Origin of the sequence: Paracoccus sp. (in: a-proteobacteria) (assembly GCF_030604785.1) — a bacterium.
Lineage (GTDB): Bacteria > Pseudomonadota > Alphaproteobacteria > Rhodobacterales > Rhodobacteraceae > Paracoccus.
This window is the reverse complement of sequence record NZ_JAUVVF010000028.1, coordinates 31,122-47,622: the sequence shown is the minus strand read 5'-3', so window position 1 is coordinate 47,622 and position 16,501 is coordinate 31,122. Positions and strand designations below refer to the sequence as shown.

The following is a 16,501-nucleotide window of genomic DNA, read 5'->3' as shown; positions in this document are numbered from 1 at the left end:
CCCTTGCGCTCGTTTGGCGCGACGGTTAGTTCACCGCCTCAAGACGGACCCGTAGCTCAGCTGGATAGAGCACCAGACTACGAATCTGGGGGTCGGGCGTTCGAATCGCTCCGGGTCCGCCATTTCCCATCCAGACCGTCGCCGGCATGCCCCGACAAGGGCTGATCCCGTAAGGTGGCTTGCGGCCTTTGCAAGGCTGTCACCGCGCCATGCGCGGGGAACGGGCGCCGGTCACTGAACCCCTCGACCGATCAGGCGTTGTTGGCCCGCGGCTCCTGCTGCTAGGCTGGACCGTCTCCGCCAACACCGGACAACAAGGGGGAAGGGAATGCAGTTTCTTGCCAAGGCCGCCGCCGCCGTGGGCGGTGCCGTCGCGCTGATGCGCCGTGTGGGCGCGCCGGACCAACAGGCCATGGGCCCGCGCCCGCAGATCCCCGAGGCCCGCAAGCAGGGCATCATGACGCTCAAGATGCCCGCCGCGCATGGCTGGGTGGACGGGCATGTGCCGACCTGCGCCCCGGGGCTGAAGGTCAACGCCTTCGCGACCGGGCTGGACCATCCCCGCTGGATCGATGTCCTGCCCAATGGCGACGTGCTGGTCGCGGAATCCAAGGAACAGCCCGGCCCGCCGAAATCGCTGATGGACCATGCCGCGCAGGCGGTGATGCGACGGGCCCGCGCCATCGGGGTCAGCGCCAACCGCGTGACGCTGCTGCGCGACGCCGATGGCGACGGCGTGGCCGAGTTCCGCACCCCCTTTGTCGAGAACCAGAACCAGCCCTTCGGCATGGCCCTGGTGGGCGAGCGCTTCTATCTGGGCAATACCGACGGCGTCCTGGTCTTCGATCACAAGCCCGGCGAGACGGCGCTGCGGGGCGAGGGGCGGCGTCTGGTCGACTTCAAGCCGCATGGCCACTGGACGCGCAGCCTGCTGGCCTCGCCCGACGGGCGCAGGCTCTATGCGGGCGTCGGCTCGCTGACCAACATCGCCGATCAGGGCATGGAGGCCGAGGAAGGCCGCGCCGCGATCTGGGAACTGGATCTGGAGACCGGGGATGCACGCATCTTCGCATCCGGCCTGCGCAACGCGGTCGGCATGGCATGGGAACCCGTGACCGGCGCGCTGTGGACGGTGGTGAACGAACGCGACGGCCTGGGAGACGAGACGCCGCCCGATTACCTGACCTCGGTCCGGGACGGGGGCTTCTACGGTTGGCCCTATTGCTATTGGGGCGACACGGTCGATGACCGCGTGCCGCAGGATGCCGGGATGGTCGCGCGCGCGATCCGGCCCGATTACGCGCTGGGCGGGCATACGGCGTCGCTGGGCCTGTGCTGGATGCCCGAGGGAACCTTGCCGGGCTTCGGCGCGGGCATGGTGATCGGCCAGCACGGGTCGTGGAACCGCTCGAAGCTCAGCGGCTACAAGCTGATCTTCGTCCCCTTCGCCGATGGCGCCCCGAGCGGGCAGCCGCGCGACATCCTGACGGGCTTCCTGTCCGATGACGAGAAGCTGGCCTATGGCCGTCCGGTCGGCGTGACGGTGGGCGCCGACGGCCGCTCGCTGCTGATGGCCGATGATGTGGGCGACGTGATCTGGCGGGTGACGGCGGCCTGAGGCGGCCTTGCACCTTTCGCCCATTTCCGGCAGGTGCGGCGCCGACAGACGCGCCCCCTGTCGGACAGCCACCGGTGGACCAGCATGACGACCCCTCATCCCAGGATCAGCGACAGCGCCCGCCTGTCCGTGGCGCCCATGATGGACTGGACCGACAGCGCCTGCCGCCGGTTTCACCGCCTACTGTCGCGTCACGCGCTGCTTTATACCGAGATGGTAACGGCCCCGGCCGTCATCCATGGCGACCGCGCGCGGCTGCTGGATTACGACGCCGCCGAACATCCCGTGGCGCTGCAACTGGGCGGGTCCGACCCGGCCGAACTGCGCGAGGCGACGCGTATCGCCGCCGATTGGGGCTATGAAGAGATCAACCTGAATGTCGGCTGCCCCAGTGACCGCGTGCAATCGGGCTGTTTCGGTGCGGTCCTGATGAAGACGCCCGGTCTGGTGGCCGAATGCGTGGCGGCGATGCAGGCCGTCAGCCCGGTCGAGGTCACGGTGAAATGCCGCATCGGCGTCGACGATCAGGACCCCCATCAGGTGCTGCCCGATTTCGTGGCCACGATGCGCGCGGCGGGGATCAGGCGCATGACGATCCATGCCCGCAAGGCCTGGCTGCAGGGCCTCAGCCCGCGCGAGAACCGCGAGGTGCCGCCGCTGGATTACGATCTGGTCCATGCGATGAAGCGCGCCTTTCCCGACATGCACCTGTCGATCAATGGCGGCATCGCGGATATGGACACGCTGCGCGACCAGTTGAGGATCATGGACGGCGTCATGGTGGGCCGCGCGGCCTATCACCAGCCCTGGGCGATCCTCGGTGCGGCGGATGCGCTGTGGGGCGCGGCGCCGGCCTTTGCCGATCCGGTCGAGGCCGCGCAGGCGATGCGGCCGATGATCGTGGACCATCTGGGGCAGGGGGGGCGGCTGCATCATTTCACCCGCCACATGCTGGGCCTCTTCCACGGACTGCCCGGCGCGCGGGGCTGGAAACGCACGCTCTCCGAGGGCGCCTCGAAGGGCGGGATCGAGGTCTATGACGCCGCCCTCGCGCAGGTTCAGGCGGCCCGCATCGAGGCGCTGGCATCTGCCGCGACGCCGGGCTAGTCAGTCCTCATGAGCGAATTGATCCCGGCCATCATCGGCCTTGCCGCGACCGGAGCCTTTGCGGGCATCCTGGCCGGTCTTCTGGGGGTCGGGGGCGGCATCGTGCTGGTCCCGGCCTATTTCTACGTCTTCACGCTGGCGGGCTTCGGCGGGGCGGGCGTGATGCAGATCGCGCTGGCCACGTCGCTGGCGACGATCATCGTGACCTCGGCGCGGTCCGTGATGGCCCATCACCGCAAGGGCGCGGTTGACTGGGACATCCTGCGCGCCTGGGCGCCGGGCATCGCGCTTGGCGCGGGCATCGGCGCGCTGACCGTGGGCGCGCTGCGGACCGAGACGCTGCAGATCATCTTTGGCGTCCTGATCTCGGTCATCGCCATCTACATGGCGGTGTCACGCCCCCATTGGCGGCTGGCCGAAGAGATGCCGCGGGGCCTCTGGCGCTGGATCTTCTCGCCCTTCACGGGTTTCGTGTCGGTGCTGCTGGGGATCGGCGGCGGCAGCATCGGCGTGCCGCTGATGACGCTGCATGGCCGGCCGATCCACCGCGCGGTGGCCACGGCGGCGGGCTTCGGGGTGCTGATCGCGGTGCCTTCGGTCGCGCTGTTCCTGTTCATGCCCACCGGCAACGCGCTGCCCTACACGCTTGGCTCGGTGAACCTGCCCGCGTTCTTCCTGACCATCGCCATGACGCTGATCACGGCGCCGATGGGCGCGGCGCTGGCGCATCGCACCGATGCCAAGCGGCTGAAACGCTATTTCGCGATCTTCCTGCTGCTGGTCGGCCTGAACATGCTGCGCAAGGCGCTGATGGGCTAAGCCCGTTCAGCCGCCTTGGCCTCGTTCCACAGGCGGTCCATTTCCGCGAGGTCGCTGTCCTCGGGGCGGCGGCCGGTCGCTGCCAGGGCGGCCTCGATCGCCTGAAAGCGACGGGTGAACTTGGCGTTGGCGCGGCGCAGGGCGGCTTCGGGATCGACCTTCAGATGGCGCGCAAGGTTGGCCATCACGAACAGAAGGTCGCCGAACTCCTCCTCCATCGCCTCGGGTCCAAGGCTGTCGCGCGCCTCGACCAGTTCGGCGGCTTCCTCGGTGATCTTCTCCAGCACGTCGCCCGCATCGGGCCAGTCGAACCCCACCCGCGCGGCGCGGTTCTGCAATTTCAGCGCCCGCGTCAGCGCCGGCAGGCCAAGCGCGACCCCGTCCAGCGTTCCGCGTTCGGCCTTGCCGGCGCGCTCGACGGCCTTGATCGCCTCCCAGTCCCTGACCTGCTGCTCGGCCGACTTGTCGCGGGATTCGTCTCCGAAGACATGCGGGTGGCGAAAGATCAGCTTGTCGCTGATCGCGGCTGCGCAATCGGCGAAGTCGAACATTCCGGCCTCATGCGCCATCTGGGCGTGAAAGACGACCTGCAGCAGCAGATCGCCCAGTTCTCCGGGCAGCTCGTCCCAAGCCTGACGCTGGATCGCGTCCTCGACCTCGTGCGCCTCCTCAATCGTGTAGGGCGCGATCGAGGCGAAATCCTGCTCGATATCCCAGGGACAGCCGGTCTGCGGGTCGCGCAGCGCCGCCATGATGCCCAGCAGGCGGGTGATCTCGGCTTCGGGGTCACGAGCGGCGGCCATTGCAATTCCCATCGGCAAGAGGACAATGGCCCCCCGACTGCCATACAGAAAGGCGCAAGTCCACATGCCCGTCCTGAACCGCATCGCCGATTTCGCCACCGACATGACCGCCTGGCGGCGCCACCTGCACCAGCACCCGGAACTGGGCTTCGACTGCCACCAGACCGCGGCCTTCGTGGCCGAACGCCTGCGCGAATTCGGTGTGGACGAGATCCACGAGGGGATCGGCCAGACCGGCATCGTCGCCATCATCGAGGGGCAGGCCCCCGGCCCGACCATCGGGCTGCGCGCCGACATGGACGCCCTGCCCATGGACGAGGCGACGGGCGCGGACTGGGCCTCGACCGTGCCGGGGCGGATGCATGCCTGCGGCCATGACGGCCATACGACGATGCTTCTGGGCGCCGCGCGCTATCTGGCCGAGACGCGCAATTTCGCGGGCCGGGTCGCGCTGATCTTCCAGCCCGCCGAGGAGGACGGCGGCGGCGGCGACGCCATGGTCCAGGAGGGGATCATGGACCGCTTCGACATCGCCCGCGTATTCGCGCTGCACAACAATCCCGGCCAGCCCGAGGGCACGTTCCAGACCACGCCCGGTCCGATCATGGCGGCAGTGGACCGCTTCGACATCCATATCAAGGGTCGGGGCGGCCACGGCGCCATGCCCCATCTGACCGCCGATCCGGTCGTCGCGGCCGTGGCGGTCGTGCAGGCTATCCAGACCATCACCAGCCGCAACCACCACGCGCTGGAGGATCTGGTCGTCTCGGTCACGCAGATCCATACCGGCAGCGCCGACAACGTGGTGCCGGACAATGCGTGGATCTGCGGCACGGTCAGGACCTTTGCGCCGCATGTGCGCGACATGGTGCGCCGCCGCATGACCCAGATCTGCGACGGCGCGGGCGTGGCCCACGAGGTCGAGATCGTCCTCGACTACCAGCAGGGCTATCCGGCCACCGTCAACGATGCGGACCAGACCGAATTCGCCGCAGAGGTCGCGTGCGAGATCGCCGGAGAGGCGCGCGTCGATGCCGAGGCCGGGCGCGAGATGGGCGCCGAGGATTTCAGCTACATGCTGAATGCCCGCCCCGGCTGCTACCTGTTCCTGGGCCAGGGCGAGGGGCCGGGCGTCCACAATGCTGCCTATGATTTCAACGATGCCGTGGCCCCGGTCGGCGCCAGCTTCTTCGCGCGGCTCGTGGAACGCGGCCAGCCTCTGAACCCCAACGATGCCTGACTTCGTCTGACGCGCGTTCACGAAGCCGTTTGCGGGCCTTGCCCCGGGGCGGGGTGGCGCTTTCTTGCCAAGGGCGGGCGGCGCAGATAGGTTGCGCGCCAATCCAGACAGGGGCGCCGCCATCGGGGCGCTGTCCCGACAGACGAAAGGATCGTGCATGTTCGTGACCCCCGCCTATGCCCAGGCCGCCGGCAGCCCCGGTGCCGGAGCCGCCTTCGCGCAGTTCATCCCGCTGATCCTGATCTTCGCGATCATGTATTTCCTGATGATCCGCCCGCAGCAGAAACGCCTTCGCGCCCATCGCGAGATGGTCGGCGCGCTGAAAAAGGGCGATCACGTCGTCACCCAGGGCGGTGTTCTGGGCAAGGTCACCAGCGTGCGCGACGATGAACTCGAGGTCGAGATCTCGCAGGGCGTCCGTATCCGCGTCGTGCGCAGCACCATCGCGCAGGTCGTCAGCAAGACCGAGCCTGTCGCCGCGAATTCCTGAAAGGCTTAAGCCAAAATGCTTCAGATCGACCGCTGGAAGCGCATCCTGATCCTCGGGATCTGCCTTCTCGGGCTGCTATACGCGATGCCCAACGCCTTCTACACCCGCGTCGAGGCGCATAATGACGCCAATGCCCGGATCGAGGCCACCGGCGTCACCACGCCCGAATTGCAGGCGGCGGCGGAAGGCTGGCCGAACTGGCTGCCCTCCAGCCTGGTCAATCTGGGGCTCGATCTGCGCGGCGGCGCGCATCTGCTGGCCGAGGTGCAGGTCGAGCAGGTCTACAAAAGCCGGGTCGACGCGCTCTGGCCGGAACTGCGCCGGGCGCTTGCCGCCGAACGCGAGACGGTCGGCGCGATCCGCCGGGTCGAGGCGCCCGAGGGCGTCCTGGCCATCGAGATCGGCAATCCCGACCAGATGGCCCGCGCGCTGGACATCGCGCGCGGCTTTTCCACGCCCGTCACCACCCTGACCGGCGCGGGCCAGCAATCGCTGGCCATCGCCTCGGACGGGGCGGTCATGCGGATCCAGCTGTCGGATGCCGAAAAGGCGATGACCGACGACCGCACCATCCAGCAATCGCTGGAGATCATCCGCCGCCGCGTCGATGAGGTGGGTACCCGCGAGCCGACCATCATGCGCCAGGGCGAGGACCGCATCCTAATCCAGGTGCCGGGCATCGGCTCGGCCGACGAGCTGAAGGCCCTGATCGGCACCACGGCGCAGCTGACCTTCAACCCGGTCCTCGGATCGACCTCGGACCCCGAGGCCGCGCCGGGCGTGGGCCAGATCATCGCGCCCTCGCTGGACAATCCGGGCCTTTTCTACATCCTCGAGGACAGCCCCGTCGTTACCGGCGACGATCTGGTCGATGCCATGCCCGGCACCGACGAGAACGGCCAGCCCTCGGTCAATTTCCGCTTCAACCCGACCGGCGCGCGGGCCTTCGGGGCCTATACCTCGGCCAATATCGGCCAGCCCTTCGCCATCGTCCTGGACAACGAGGTCATCTCGGCCCCGGTGATCCGCTCGGCCATCACCACCGGGTCGGGGCAGATCTCGGGCTCGATGAATTTCGAACAGGCCAGCCAGCTGGCGATCCTGCTGCGCGCGGGCGCGCTGCCGGCGGAACTGACCTTCCTCGAGGAACGCACGATCGGCCCGGAACTGGGGCAGGACAGCATCGATGCGGGCAAGGTCGCGGCCACCGTGGGCTTTCTGGCGGTGATCGTGCTGGTCATCATGTCCTACGGCATCTTCGGGGTCTTCGCCTCGGTCGCGCTGGCGGTGAACATGGCGATCCTGTTCGCGCTGCTCTCGGTCATCGGGGCGACGCTGACCCTGCCGGGCATCGCGGGGATCGTGCTGACCATCGGCATGGCGGTCGATGCCAACGTGCTGGTCTTCGAACGCATCCGCGAGGAATTGCGCACCGCCAAGGGCCCGGCCCGCGCCATCGAACTGGGCTATGAAAAGGCGATGTCGGCCATCGTGGACGCCAACATCACCACCCTGATCGTCGCGGCGATCCTGTTCGTGCTGGGCTCGGGTCCGGTCAAGGGCTTCGCGGTGACGCTCAGCCTCGGGATCATCACGTCGGTCTTCACGGCGCTGTTCGTCACGCGCCTTCTGACCATCATGTGGTTCGAGCGTGCGCGCCCGAAAACGATCGAGGTGTAACATGGCCTTCCGTCTGAAACTGGTCCCCTCGGAAACGCGCATCGACTTCTTCCGCTGGCAGAAGCTGACCTTCGGCCTGTCGGCGCTGATGATGATCGCCTCGGTGATCGTGCTGTTCGTGAACGGGCTGAATTTCGGCATCGACTTCCGCGGCGGCACCACCATCCGGACCGAGGCGACCCAGCCCGTCGATGTCGCCGCCTATCGCGCCGCGCTGGCGGGGATGGATCTGGGCGACGTGGCCATCACGCAGGTCTTCGATCCGGGCTTCCGCGAGGATCAGCACGTCGCGCAGGTCCGCATCAGCGCGCAGGACGGCGTCGAATCCGTCTCGCCCGAGACGATCCGCGCCATCGAGGCCGCGTTGCAGCAGGTCGATCCCTCGATCACCTTCCCGTCGGTCGAATCGGTCGGGCCCAAGGTCTCGGGCGAGCTGATCAAGACCGCGATCTATGCGGTCCTTGCGGCGCTGGTGGCGATCTCGATCTATATCTGGCTGCGCTTCGAATGGCAGTTCTCGGTCGGCGCCATCGTGTCGCTGGTCCATGACGTGCTGATCACGATGGGCGTCTTCGCGCTGTTCCAGATCCGCTTCGATCTGGCGACGGTCGCGGCGCTGCTGACCATCGTGGGCTATTCGATCAACGACACCGTCGTCGTGTTCGACCGCCTGCGCGAGAACCTGATGAAATACAAGAAGCGCGCCCTGCGCGACCTGATGAACCTGTCCGTGAACGAGACGCTCTCGCGCACGGTCATGACGTCGGGGACGACGCTTCTGGCGCTGATCGCGCTGCTGGTCCTGGGCGGCGACGTGATCCGCGGCTTCGTCTTCGCGATCACGTTCGGCATCCTGATCGGGACCTATTCCTCGATCTACGTGGCCAAGAACTTCGTGCTGTGGCTGGGCGTCAAGCGCAACTGGGACAAGGACGACCCCGAGACCCAGGAAGGCCGCAAGAAGCGGACGAAATCGCCCTTCGAGGGCGCCGAGGAGGTCTGATGGCCCTCAGCCCCAGCGATTTCGGCGGTGCCGCCATCATCGAGGGCTACGGCCCCGGCTTCTTCCGCGTCGCGGGTCAGGTGATTCAGGGCGCGGTTCTGGTCGAGGGCGATCAGGGCCAGCCCTGGGACGGGCTGTCGGACGAGGCCGCGCTGCTGGCTCTGGCCGGCCGCGTCGATGTGCTGTTTCTGGGAACCGGCGCCCAGCCCGCCTATCCGCCGCGCGGCCTCTTCGACCGCCTTGCCGAGGCGGGCATCCGCGCCGAGGCGATGCCCTCGCCCAATGCCGCGCGCACCTACAACGTCACGCGTTCCGAAGGCCGCCGCGTCGCCTGCGCGCTTCTGCCGCTGTGAGGCATCTGGCCGTCCATGACCTGAGCGTTTCGCGCGGCGGGCTGCGGGCGGTGGAGGGCGTCAGCTTCACGCTGGACGCGGGCGAGGCGCTGATCCTTCGCGGCCCGAACGGCATCGGCAAGACGACGCTTCTGCGCTGCATCGCGGGGCTTCAGGCCCCGGTCGCGGGCCGGATCGACGCGGCCGAGGACAGCGTCGCCTATGCCGCCCATGCCGATGGCCTGAAGCCGGCCCTGTCGGTGGCCGAGAACCTGACCTTCTGGTCGCGCATCTTCGGCGGCAAGCCGATCGAACCCGCTCTGGCCGCGATGGACCTGACCGCGCTTTCCGACCGTCCGGCGGGCGCGCTGTCGGCGGGGCAGAAACGCCGTCTGGGTCTGGCGCGGCTGCTGGTCACGGGCCGCCCGCTCTGGGTGCTGGACGAGCCGACCGTGTCGCTGGATGCGGCCTCGGTCACGGCCTTCGGCGTGGTGATCCGCGCGCATCTGGCGCTTGGTGGGGCGGCGCTGATGGCCACCCATATCGACCTCGGCCTGTCCGAGGCGCGGGTTCTGGACCTCACCCCCCACCGTGCCCAGCCCGGAGCCGTGGCCCGTCCCGCCAGCTTCAACGAGGCCTTCGCATGATCGGGGGTCCGTCATGCTGGCGCTGCTGACCCGCGACCTGCGGCTGGCCGTGCGCGCGGGCGGGGGTTTCGGCCTTGGCGTGGCCTTCTTCCTGATCCTGTCGGCGCTGGTTCCCTTCGGGGTCGGCCCCGACCGTGCGGCACTGGCTCCGGTTGCGCCCGGCATCCTGTGGGTCGGCGCGCTGCTGGCCTGCCTTCTGTCGCTGGACCGCATCTTCGCGCTGGATCACGAGGATGGCAGCCTCGATCTGCTGGCCACCGCGCCGATGCCGCTGGAAGGCGCGGTCGCGGTCAAGGCGCTGGCGCACTGGATCACCACCGGCCTGCCGCTGGTCCTGGCCGCGCCGCTCTTCGGGGTGCTGCTGCAATTGCCGCCCGTCGCGATGCCCTGGCTGGTCCTGTCGCTGCTGATCGGCACGCCGGCCCTGTCGATGCTGGGCGCCTTCGGGGCGGCGCTGACCGTGGGTCTGCGCCGGGGGGGGCTGCTTTTGTCGCTCTTGGTGCTGCCGCTCTATATCCCTACGCTGATCTTCGGGGCCGAGATCACCCGCCGCGGCGCCGAGGGCGCGGCCATCGTCACGCCCCTCGTCTTTCAGGCCGGGATCACGCTGGCGGTCCTGGCGCTGATACCTTTCGCCGCAGCCGCCGCGCTGAGGGTCAATCTGCGGTGAGCGGGCTTGAGCCGCAACCGCGCCTTGGTTAGGGGAAAATTCATGTCGATCTGGGAATACGCCAACCCCGCCAAGTTCATGCGCACGACCGACAGGCTGCTGCCCTGGGTCGTGGGCGGCGCCGTCCTGCTGTCGGTGACGGGCGTCGTCTGGGGCTTTCTGACGCCCGACGATTTCCGGCAGGGCTCGACCGTCAAGATCGTGTTCCTGCACGTCCCCGCCGCGATGATGGCGATCAACATCTGGGTGATGATGCTGGTCGCCTCGCTGATCTGGATCATCCGCCGCCACCATGTCAGCGCGCTGGCCGCCAAGGCCGCGGCCCCCATCGGCGCGGTGATGACGCTGATCGCGCTGGCCACGGGTGCCCTGTGGGGCCAGCCGATGTGGGGAACCTGGTGGGAATGGGACCCGCGCCTGACCTCGTTCCTGATCCTGTTCCTGTTCTATCTGGGCTATATCGCGCTCTGGGCGGCCATCGACGATCCCGACAGTGCGGCCGACCTGACCGGGGTCCTGTGCCTTGTCGGATCGGTCTTCGCACTTCTGTCGCGCTATGCGGTCCTGTTCTGGAACCAGGGCCTGCATCAGGGCGCCAGCCTTTCCGTCCAGTCGGGCGAGCGCATGAGCCATGTCTATCGCTACCCGCTCTATACCGCGATGGTGGGCTTCGGCCTGCTGTTCCTTGCGCTGCTGCTGATCCGCACGCGCACCGAAATCCGCAGACGGCGCCTTGCCGCCCTGCAAGCCCGCGAGATGCGCGCATGATCGATCTGGGGAAATACGCCTTCGCCGTGGTGGCATCCTACGGCGTGTCGCTGGCGCTGCTGGGCGGGCTGATCTGGCAGACGGTCGCCGCCAATGCCCGCGCGCGCCGGGCGCTGGAAGACCACGAGAAAGGGAAGAAGAATGGCTAGGCTCTCGCCGCTTGTCATCCTGCCGCCGGCGGTCTTCGCCGGGCTGGCCGCCATGTTCCTCTGGGGCATGAACCGCGAGAATCCCGGCGAGAACCCCTCGGCCCTAGCCGGACGCGAGGCGCCGGCCGTGCCCGTCCAGAGCCTGCCCGACAAGGTGCAGCTGACCGATGCGATGCTGCGCGAGCCGGGCGTCAAGCTGGTGAACTTCTGGGCCAGCTGGTGCCCGCCCTGCCGGGTCGAACATCCGGTCCTGATGGAACTTTCGCAGGAAATCCCGGTCTATGGCGTCGCTCTGCGCGACAATCCCGACAATGCGCTGGCCTTTCTGGCCGAGGGCGGCGACCCCTACCACGCCATCGGAGATGACCCGCGCGGACGCACTGCCATCGACTGGGGCGTGACCGCCCCGCCCGAGACCTTCATCGTCGACGGCAATGGGCGCATCCTCTACCGCTTTGCCGGCCCCATCGTGGGCGCCGATTACGAGAACCGCTTCCGCCCCGAACTGGACCGCGCGCTGGCGGCCGAGCAGTAACACGCCGCCCGCGAAACCGGGGGTTGTAAAGCCCCGTCCCGGCCTTCAGGATTGCATGAAATGCAATCTCATGGGGGCAAGGATGAGACAGGTTCTGGTTCTGGCGCTGCTTCTGGGCGGCGCGGGCATGGCGGCGGCGCAGCAGGCGACGGATGCCGTCATTCCCGAAGGCGCCTCGGGCACCGAGGTCACATCACGCGGCTTCGGCCCCCTGACCGAGGCCGCGCAGGAGGCTCTGGCCGACAAGGCTGCCGGCCGGGTGGCGCGCGGGACCGACTGGATGGTCAGCGCGGCGCATCCGCTTGCGGTCGAGGCAGGCGCGCGCGTCCTGCGCGAGGGCGGGAATGCCGCCGATGCGATGGTCGCCGTGCAGGTCGTGCTGGGCCTGGTCGAGCCGCAAAGCTCGGGCCTTGGCGGCGGCGCCTTCCTCGTCTGGTATGACGCAGAGACCGGCGAGGTGACGACGCTGGACGGTCGCGAGACCGCGCCCCTGCGCGCCACGCCGACCCTGTTCCAGAACGACAATGGCGAGCCTCTGGCCTTCATGGAGGCCGTCGTGGGCGGCCGTTCCGTCGGCACGCCCGGCACGCCGCGCCTGCTGGAGGTCGCGCATCAGAAATGGGGCCGCGCCGACTGGGCCAGCCTGTTCGATGACGGCATCCGTCTGGCGGATGAGGGCTTTTCCGTCTCGCCGCGGCTTGCCACGCTGGTCGCGGGCGAAGGTGATGCGCTGTCGCGCTATCCGGCCACGGCGGATTACTTCTTCCCCGAAGGCCAGCCCGTGGCCGAGGGCGCCACGCTGACAAACCCCGCCTATGCCGACACGCTGCGCGCCCTGGCCGAAGGCGGCGCCGACGCCTTCTACAGTGGCGAGATCGCGCAGGCCATCGTCGATGCCGTCACGGGGGCCGAGGACAATCCCGGCCTTCTGTCGCTGGAGGATCTGTCGATCTACCGTGTGGTCGAGCGTCCGGCGATCTGCGTCGAATACCGCGCGCATGATGTCTGCGGGATGGGGCCGCCCTCGTCGGGGGCGCTGACCGTTGGGCAGATCCTCGGCATGCTGGGCGGCTATGATCTGGCCGAGATGGGCGCCGACAGCCCCGAGGCCTGGCGGCTGATCGGGGACGCCTCGCGGCTGGCCTTTGCCGACCGGGGCCGCTTCATGGCCGACAGCGATTTCGTTCCCATGCCGACCGAGGGGCTGATCGACCCCGCCTATCTGGCCGAACGCGCCGCGCTGCTTTCGGGCGATGACAGCCTGCCCGAGGTCGCGCCCGGCAATCCCGGCTGGAGCCATGCGATGCTGTGGGGTCAGGACAGCGCGCTGGAACTGCCCTCGACCACGCATATCTCGATCGTGGACGGTGACGGGAACGCCCTGTCGATGACCACGACGATCGAGAACGGCTTCGGCTCTCGCGTGATGGCGGCGGGGTTCCTTCTGAACAACGAACTGACCGATTTCAGCTTCGAGACGCATGACGCCTCGGGCTATCCCATCGCCAACGCCATCGCCCCGGCCAAGCGGCCCCGGTCGTCGATGGCGCCGACCATCGTCTTGCGCGACGGCGCGCCGGTCATGGTGATCGGCTCGCCGGGCGGCAGCCGGATCATCGGCTATGTCGCCCGCGCCATCATCGCCCATCTGGACTGGGGCATGGATATCCAAGAGGCCGTCGCGGCGCCCAATCTGGTCAACCGCTTCGGCCCGATGGATGTCGAGCCCGGCCTGCCCGAGGCGCTGACTGAAGGTCTGGCCGCGATGGGGTTCGAACTGAACGAGACCGCGCTGACCTCGGGCCTGCAGGGCATCGTGATCACGCCCGACGGGCTGGAAGGCGGCGCAGATCCCCGGCGCGAGGGCATCGCCATCGGCAACTGAGCCCCGGTTAGGGCGCCGTCATTCGGCGGCGCCCGACAATTCCATGATCACCGCCCATTCCGCGTCACTGACGGGCTGGACCGAAAGGCGCGTGTTGTTGACCAGCACCATGTCCTTCAGGCGCGGCTCGGCCTTGGCGTCCTCAAGGCTGACGGGGCGCGGCAGCTTGCGCACGGCGCGCACATCCACGCATTCCCATTTCGGATCGTCCGATGTGCTGTCGGGATGGGCCTCGGCGATGACCTCGCAGATGCCCACGGCCTCCTTGCCGATATTGCTGTGATAGAACAGGCCCAGATCGCCGACCTTCATCGCGCGCATCATGTTGCGCGCCTGATAGTTCCGCACGCCGTCCCATTGCTCGCCCTGCTCGCCCTTGGCGACCAGATCGTCCCAGCCAAAGACATCGGGTTCGGATTTGAAGAGCCAGTAGGCCATCAGCCGATCACCTTCTTCCATTCGACGATCTCGACCGACTGGAACAGGCCCGCATGGGCATAGGGGTCGGCCCCGGCCCAGCCCTCGGCGGCGGCCCGGTCCGCGCAATCCAGGATGACCAGCGAACCCGCCATCTCGCCGCCCTCGATCAGGGGGCCGGCCTGGGCGACGATGCCGCTGTCCCTGATATGGGCCAGATGCGCCTCGCGGGTGGCCAGGCGGATGGGCAGGGCGCCGGGCTTGTCCCGGCAGATCACGGCGAACAGGGGCATCATTCCTCCTTCAGGGGGCGGCTCAGCAGATGGTTCATGGCGTTTTCGACGGAAATCGCGCCCGTCGCAAGGCGTGCGACCATGGCGCTGATCGGCAGGTCCAGACCCTCGGCCCCCGCCATGCGGGCCAGGGCCTGCGCGGTCGCGGCGCCCTCGACCGTGGTCGCGGCGTCGAAATCCTCCCCCGCGCCAAGCGCCGCGCCAAAGCGGAAATTGCGCGACTGGGCCGAGGTGCAGGTCAGCGTCAGATCGCCCAGCCCCGACAGCCCCGTCAGCGTTTCGGGACTTGCGCCCAGATGCGCGGCCAGCCGCGTCATCTCGGCGAAGCCGCGCGTGATGATCGCCGCACGCGCGCTGTCGCCCAGACCCGCCCCGATCACCGCCCCCGCCGCGATTGCGATGACGTTCTTCAGCGCCCCGCCCAGTTCGGCACCGGTCACATCGGTCGTGCGGTAAAGCCGCAGCGCGCGGGTGGACAGCGCCTCCTGCAGGGCGCGCCCCTCGGCGGCGTCCGCGCAGGCCAGCGTCAGGGCCGTCGGCAGGCCGCCTGCGATATCGGCGGCGAAAGACGGGCCGGTCAGCACCGCCACCACCGCGCCCGGCGCCCGCGCCGCGATCAGCGCCGAGGGGCCGCGCAGCGTCGCAAGGTCGATCCCCTTGGCGGTGCTGACCAGCCGCTTGCCCGCCAGATCCGCGCCATGCGACTCCAGAAACCCGCCAAGCGCCTGCGCGGGCAGGGCCAGCAGGATCACCGGCGCATCAAGCGCGCGGGCCAGATCCTCGGTCGCGCTGACGCCCTCGGGCAGCGTCACGCCCGGCAGGCGCGGATTCTCGCCCCGCCAGCCGATCCGGCGGCCCCACAAGGTCACCGCGCCGCGTTCCGCCAAAGCCACCGCAAGGGCCGTGCCGAACGCGCCCGCACCCAGAACCGAAATCATGCCTTCGCCCCCTTCTTGCCGCTGCCCAGCATCGGCGCGGCGCTGCGATCCAGCGGCCAGCGCGGACGCGCCGACAGGTCCATCCCGTCGCGCCGCCCGGCGCGGTAAAGCTCGATCCCCGCCCAGGCGATCATCGCGCCGTTATCGGTGCAAAGCCGCAGCGGAGGTGCCAGAAAGCCCGCCCCCGCCTGCGCCGCGACCGCCTGTAAGGCCGCGCGGATCGGCCCGTTCGCGGCCACGCCGCCCGCCACGGCCAGAAGCGGCGCGCCGCTTTCCGCCAGCGCCCGGCGAGACTTTTCGGCCAGAACCTCGGTCACGGCACGCTGGAAGGCTGCGCACAGATCGCGCCTGTCGGCCGCGCGCAGGCCGCCCGCCTCGGCGATCAGCGCGTCGCGCTGGCGCAGGGCGGCGGTCTTCAGGCCCGAAAAGCTCAGATCGCAGCCGGGCCGGTCCAGCAGCGGGCGGGGCAGGGGGAAACGCTGCGGATCGCCCTGCGCCGCCTCGGCCTCGACATGCGGGCCGCCGGGCTGGGGTAGGGCCAAGAGCTTGGCCAGCTTGTCAAAGGCCTCGCCCGGCGCATCGTCGATCGTGCCGCCCAGCCGGGTGAATTCCTCGGGGCCGTGGGCCAGCAGGAACTGGCAATGCCCGCCCGAGACCAGCAGCATCAGATAGGGGAAATCTACCCCGTCGGTCAGGCGCGGCGTCAGCGCATGGCCCGCCAGATGGTTCACCCCGACCAGAGGCAGCCCGGCCCCGGCGGCGATCCCCTTGGCGCACATCACGCCCGCCATCACCCCCCCGATCAGCCCCGGCCCGGCCGTCACGGCCACCCCGCTCAGGTCGCCCAGGGCCAGCCCGGCCTGCGCCAGCGCCTGTTCGACGACCAGATCCAGCCGTTCGGCATGGGCGCGGGCGGCGATTTCGGGGACGACGCCGCCGAAATCGGCATGCAGCTCGGTCTGCGAGGCGACGACATTCGACAGGATGCGGCGATCGCCCGTCACGATGGCGGCGGCGGTGTCGTCGCAACTGCTCTCGATGCCCAGAAAGATCAGATCATCCATGCTTGCCCCGAACCGCCCCCTTGCTTACCCATGCCTTGCCTCA

General features: G+C 68.8%; 19 protein-coding genes and 1 tRNA gene. 15 read left to right on the top strand and 5 right to left on the bottom strand.

Features of this window, described 5'->3' with window-relative positions; genetic code table 11:
* Positions 1–45: 45 nt before the first annotated feature.
* The 4 genes from QAR72_RS10495 (at position 46) to QAR72_RS10480 (ending at position 3,544) form a co-directional block, all read left to right on the top strand.
* A tRNA-Arg gene (locus QAR72_RS10495) sits at positions 46–122 on the top strand.
* A 206-nt stretch (positions 123–328) separates the two neighbouring features.
* Complete coding sequence (locus QAR72_RS10490; protein ID WP_304617324.1) at positions 329–1,618, top strand: PQQ-dependent sugar dehydrogenase; 1,290 nt, start codon at positions 329–331, stop codon at positions 1,616–1,618.
* Positions 1,619–1,702: 84 nt separating this feature from the next.
* Positions 1,703–2,725 carry a tRNA dihydrouridine(20/20a) synthase DusA gene (dusA, locus tag QAR72_RS10485; protein WP_304617323.1) on the top strand — a complete coding sequence of 341 codons (1,023 nt, stop codon included), beginning with the start codon at positions 1,703–1,705 and terminating at the stop codon, positions 2,723–2,725.
* Positions 2,726–2,734: 9 nt separating this feature from the next.
* A complete protein-coding gene (locus QAR72_RS10480) occupies positions 2,735–3,544 on the top strand; it encodes a sulfite exporter TauE/SafE family protein (RefSeq protein WP_304617322.1) in 810 nt (269 codons plus the stop codon).
* Here QAR72_RS10480 and mazG read toward each other — a convergent pair.
* Positions 3,541–4,347 (bottom strand): nucleoside triphosphate pyrophosphohydrolase, encoded by an 807-nt coding sequence (gene mazG, locus QAR72_RS10475; RefSeq protein WP_304617321.1) that lies wholly within the window; start codon positions 4,345–4,347, stop codon positions 3,541–3,543. The genes QAR72_RS10480 and mazG overlap by 4 nt on opposite strands.
* A 64-nt stretch (positions 4,348–4,411) precedes the next feature.
* Here mazG and QAR72_RS10470 point away from each other — a divergent pair, with 64 nt between their 5' ends.
* The 11 genes from QAR72_RS10470 (at position 4,412) to ggt (ending at position 13,746) form a co-directional block, all read left to right on the top strand.
* Positions 4,412–5,587: a M20 aminoacylase family protein gene (locus tag QAR72_RS10470; RefSeq protein ID WP_304617320.1), complete on the top strand. Its 1,176-nt coding sequence runs from the start codon at positions 4,412–4,414 to the stop codon at positions 5,585–5,587.
* Between the two features lie 157 nt (positions 5,588–5,744).
* A complete protein-coding gene (gene yajC, locus QAR72_RS10465; protein ID WP_304617319.1) occupies positions 5,745–6,077 on the top strand; it encodes a preprotein translocase subunit YajC in 333 nt (110 codons plus the stop codon).
* Positions 6,078–6,092: 15 nt separating this feature from the next.
* On the top strand, positions 6,093–7,757 hold the full coding sequence (secD, locus tag QAR72_RS10460; RefSeq protein ID WP_304617318.1) for a protein translocase subunit SecD: 1,665 nt from the start codon (positions 6,093–6,095) through the stop codon (positions 7,755–7,757).
* Position 7,758: 1 nt separating this feature from the next.
* A complete protein-coding gene (secF, locus tag QAR72_RS10455; protein ID WP_304617317.1) occupies positions 7,759–8,760 on the top strand; it encodes a protein translocase subunit SecF in 1,002 nt (333 codons plus the stop codon).
* Positions 8,760–9,113, top strand: coding sequence for an Mth938-like domain-containing protein (locus QAR72_RS10450; RefSeq protein ID WP_304617316.1), 354 nt, complete (start codon positions 8,760–8,762; stop codon positions 9,111–9,113). The genes secF and QAR72_RS10450 overlap by 1 nt, the downstream gene beginning before the upstream one ends.
* Positions 9,110–9,739: a heme ABC exporter ATP-binding protein CcmA gene (gene ccmA, locus QAR72_RS10445; protein WP_304617315.1), complete on the top strand. Its 630-nt coding sequence runs from the start codon at positions 9,110–9,112 to the stop codon at positions 9,737–9,739. The genes QAR72_RS10450 and ccmA overlap by 4 nt, the downstream gene beginning before the upstream one ends.
* A 13-nt stretch (positions 9,740–9,752) precedes the next feature.
* A complete protein-coding gene (gene ccmB, locus QAR72_RS10440; protein WP_304617314.1) occupies positions 9,753–10,409 on the top strand; it encodes a heme exporter protein CcmB in 657 nt (218 codons plus the stop codon).
* Positions 10,410–10,451: 42 nt separating this feature from the next.
* Complete coding sequence (gene ccmC / locus QAR72_RS10435) at positions 10,452–11,177, top strand: heme ABC transporter permease CcmC (protein WP_304617313.1); 726 nt, start codon at positions 10,452–10,454, stop codon at positions 11,175–11,177.
* Positions 11,174–11,326: a heme exporter protein CcmD gene (gene ccmD, locus QAR72_RS10430; RefSeq protein ID WP_304617312.1), complete on the top strand. Its 153-nt coding sequence runs from the start codon at positions 11,174–11,176 to the stop codon at positions 11,324–11,326. The genes ccmC and ccmD overlap by 4 nt, the downstream gene beginning before the upstream one ends.
* A complete protein-coding gene (locus QAR72_RS10425) occupies positions 11,319–11,861 on the top strand; it encodes a DsbE family thiol:disulfide interchange protein (RefSeq protein ID WP_304617311.1) in 543 nt (180 codons plus the stop codon). Before ccmD ends, QAR72_RS10425 begins: the two co-directional genes overlap by 8 nt.
* An 82-nt stretch (positions 11,862–11,943) precedes the next feature.
* Entirely contained in the window at positions 11,944–13,746 is a 1,803-nt protein-coding gene (gene ggt / locus QAR72_RS10420; protein WP_304617310.1) for a gamma-glutamyltransferase, read from the top strand.
* An 18-nt stretch (positions 13,747–13,764) separates the two neighbouring features.
* On the opposite strand, the gene QAR72_RS10415 is transcribed toward ggt, so the two are convergent.
* Genes QAR72_RS10415 through tsaD form a run of 4 tightly spaced genes read right to left on the bottom strand, consistent with a single transcriptional unit; the run spans position 13,765 to position 16,458 of the window.
* The gene (locus QAR72_RS10415) at positions 13,765–14,184 is read right to left on the bottom strand and encodes an EVE domain-containing protein (RefSeq protein WP_304617309.1); all 420 of its coding nucleotides are present in this window, start codon (positions 14,182–14,184) and stop codon (positions 13,765–13,767) included.
* Positions 14,184–14,459, bottom strand: coding sequence for a YciI family protein (locus QAR72_RS10410; protein WP_442953570.1), 276 nt, complete (start codon positions 14,457–14,459; stop codon positions 14,184–14,186). Before QAR72_RS10410 ends, QAR72_RS10415 begins: the two co-directional genes overlap by 1 nt.
* Positions 14,456–15,394 carry an NAD(P)H-dependent glycerol-3-phosphate dehydrogenase gene (locus QAR72_RS10405; protein ID WP_304617307.1) on the bottom strand — a complete coding sequence of 313 codons (939 nt, stop codon included), beginning with the start codon at positions 15,392–15,394 and terminating at the stop codon, positions 14,456–14,458. Before QAR72_RS10405 ends, QAR72_RS10410 begins: the two co-directional genes overlap by 4 nt.
* The gene (tsaD, locus tag QAR72_RS10400) at positions 15,391–16,458 is read right to left on the bottom strand and encodes a tRNA (adenosine(37)-N6)-threonylcarbamoyltransferase complex transferase subunit TsaD (RefSeq protein WP_304617306.1); all 1,068 of its coding nucleotides are present in this window, start codon (positions 16,456–16,458) and stop codon (positions 15,391–15,393) included. Before tsaD ends, QAR72_RS10405 begins: the two co-directional genes overlap by 4 nt.
* Between the last annotated feature and the right edge of the window lie 43 nt (positions 16,459–16,501).

Excerpts from the sequence above, each read along its gene's own strand:
- ccmB (WP_304617314.1), top strand. The coding sequence starts at position 9,753 with ATGCTGGCGCTGCTGACCCGCGACCTGCGGCTGGCCGTGCGCGCGGGC.
- QAR72_RS10405 (WP_304617307.1), bottom strand. The coding sequence starts at position 15,394 with ATGATTTCGGTTCTGGGTGCGGGCGCGTTCGGCACGGCCCTTGCGGTG.
- QAR72_RS10425 (WP_304617311.1), top strand. The coding sequence starts at position 11,319 with ATGGCTAGGCTCTCGCCGCTTGTCATCCTGCCGCCGGCGGTCTTCGCC.
- tsaD (WP_304617306.1), bottom strand. The coding sequence starts at position 16,458 with ATGGATGATCTGATCTTTCTGGGCATCGAGAGCAGTTGCGACGACACC.
- yajC (WP_304617319.1), top strand. The coding sequence starts at position 5,745 with ATGTTCGTGACCCCCGCCTATGCCCAGGCCGCCGGCAGCCCCGGTGCC.
- ggt (WP_304617310.1), top strand. The coding sequence starts at position 11,944 with ATGAGACAGGTTCTGGTTCTGGCGCTGCTTCTGGGCGGCGCGGGCATG.
- QAR72_RS10450 (WP_304617316.1), top strand. The coding sequence starts at position 8,760 with ATGGCCCTCAGCCCCAGCGATTTCGGCGGTGCCGCCATCATCGAGGGC.
- secF (WP_304617317.1), top strand. The coding sequence starts at position 7,759 with ATGGCCTTCCGTCTGAAACTGGTCCCCTCGGAAACGCGCATCGACTTC.
- secD (WP_304617318.1), top strand. The coding sequence starts at position 6,093 with ATGCTTCAGATCGACCGCTGGAAGCGCATCCTGATCCTCGGGATCTGC.
- QAR72_RS10490 (WP_304617324.1), top strand. The coding sequence starts at position 329 with ATGCAGTTTCTTGCCAAGGCCGCCGCCGCCGTGGGCGGTGCCGTCGCG.
- QAR72_RS10415 (WP_304617309.1), bottom strand. The coding sequence starts at position 14,184 with ATGGCCTACTGGCTCTTCAAATCCGAACCCGATGTCTTTGGCTGGGAC.
- QAR72_RS10480 (WP_304617322.1), top strand. The coding sequence starts at position 2,735 with ATGAGCGAATTGATCCCGGCCATCATCGGCCTTGCCGCGACCGGAGCC.
- ccmC (WP_304617313.1), top strand. The coding sequence starts at position 10,452 with ATGTCGATCTGGGAATACGCCAACCCCGCCAAGTTCATGCGCACGACC.
- dusA (WP_304617323.1), top strand. The coding sequence starts at position 1,703 with ATGACGACCCCTCATCCCAGGATCAGCGACAGCGCCCGCCTGTCCGTG.
- ccmD (WP_304617312.1), top strand. The coding sequence starts at position 11,174 with ATGATCGATCTGGGGAAATACGCCTTCGCCGTGGTGGCATCCTACGGC.
- mazG (WP_304617321.1), bottom strand. The coding sequence starts at position 4,347 with ATGGCCGCCGCTCGTGACCCCGAAGCCGAGATCACCCGCCTGCTGGGC.
- QAR72_RS10410 (WP_442953570.1), bottom strand. The coding sequence starts at position 14,459 with ATGATGCCCCTGTTCGCCGTGATCTGCCGGGACAAGCCCGGCGCCCTG.
- QAR72_RS10470 (WP_304617320.1), top strand. The coding sequence starts at position 4,412 with ATGCCCGTCCTGAACCGCATCGCCGATTTCGCCACCGACATGACCGCC.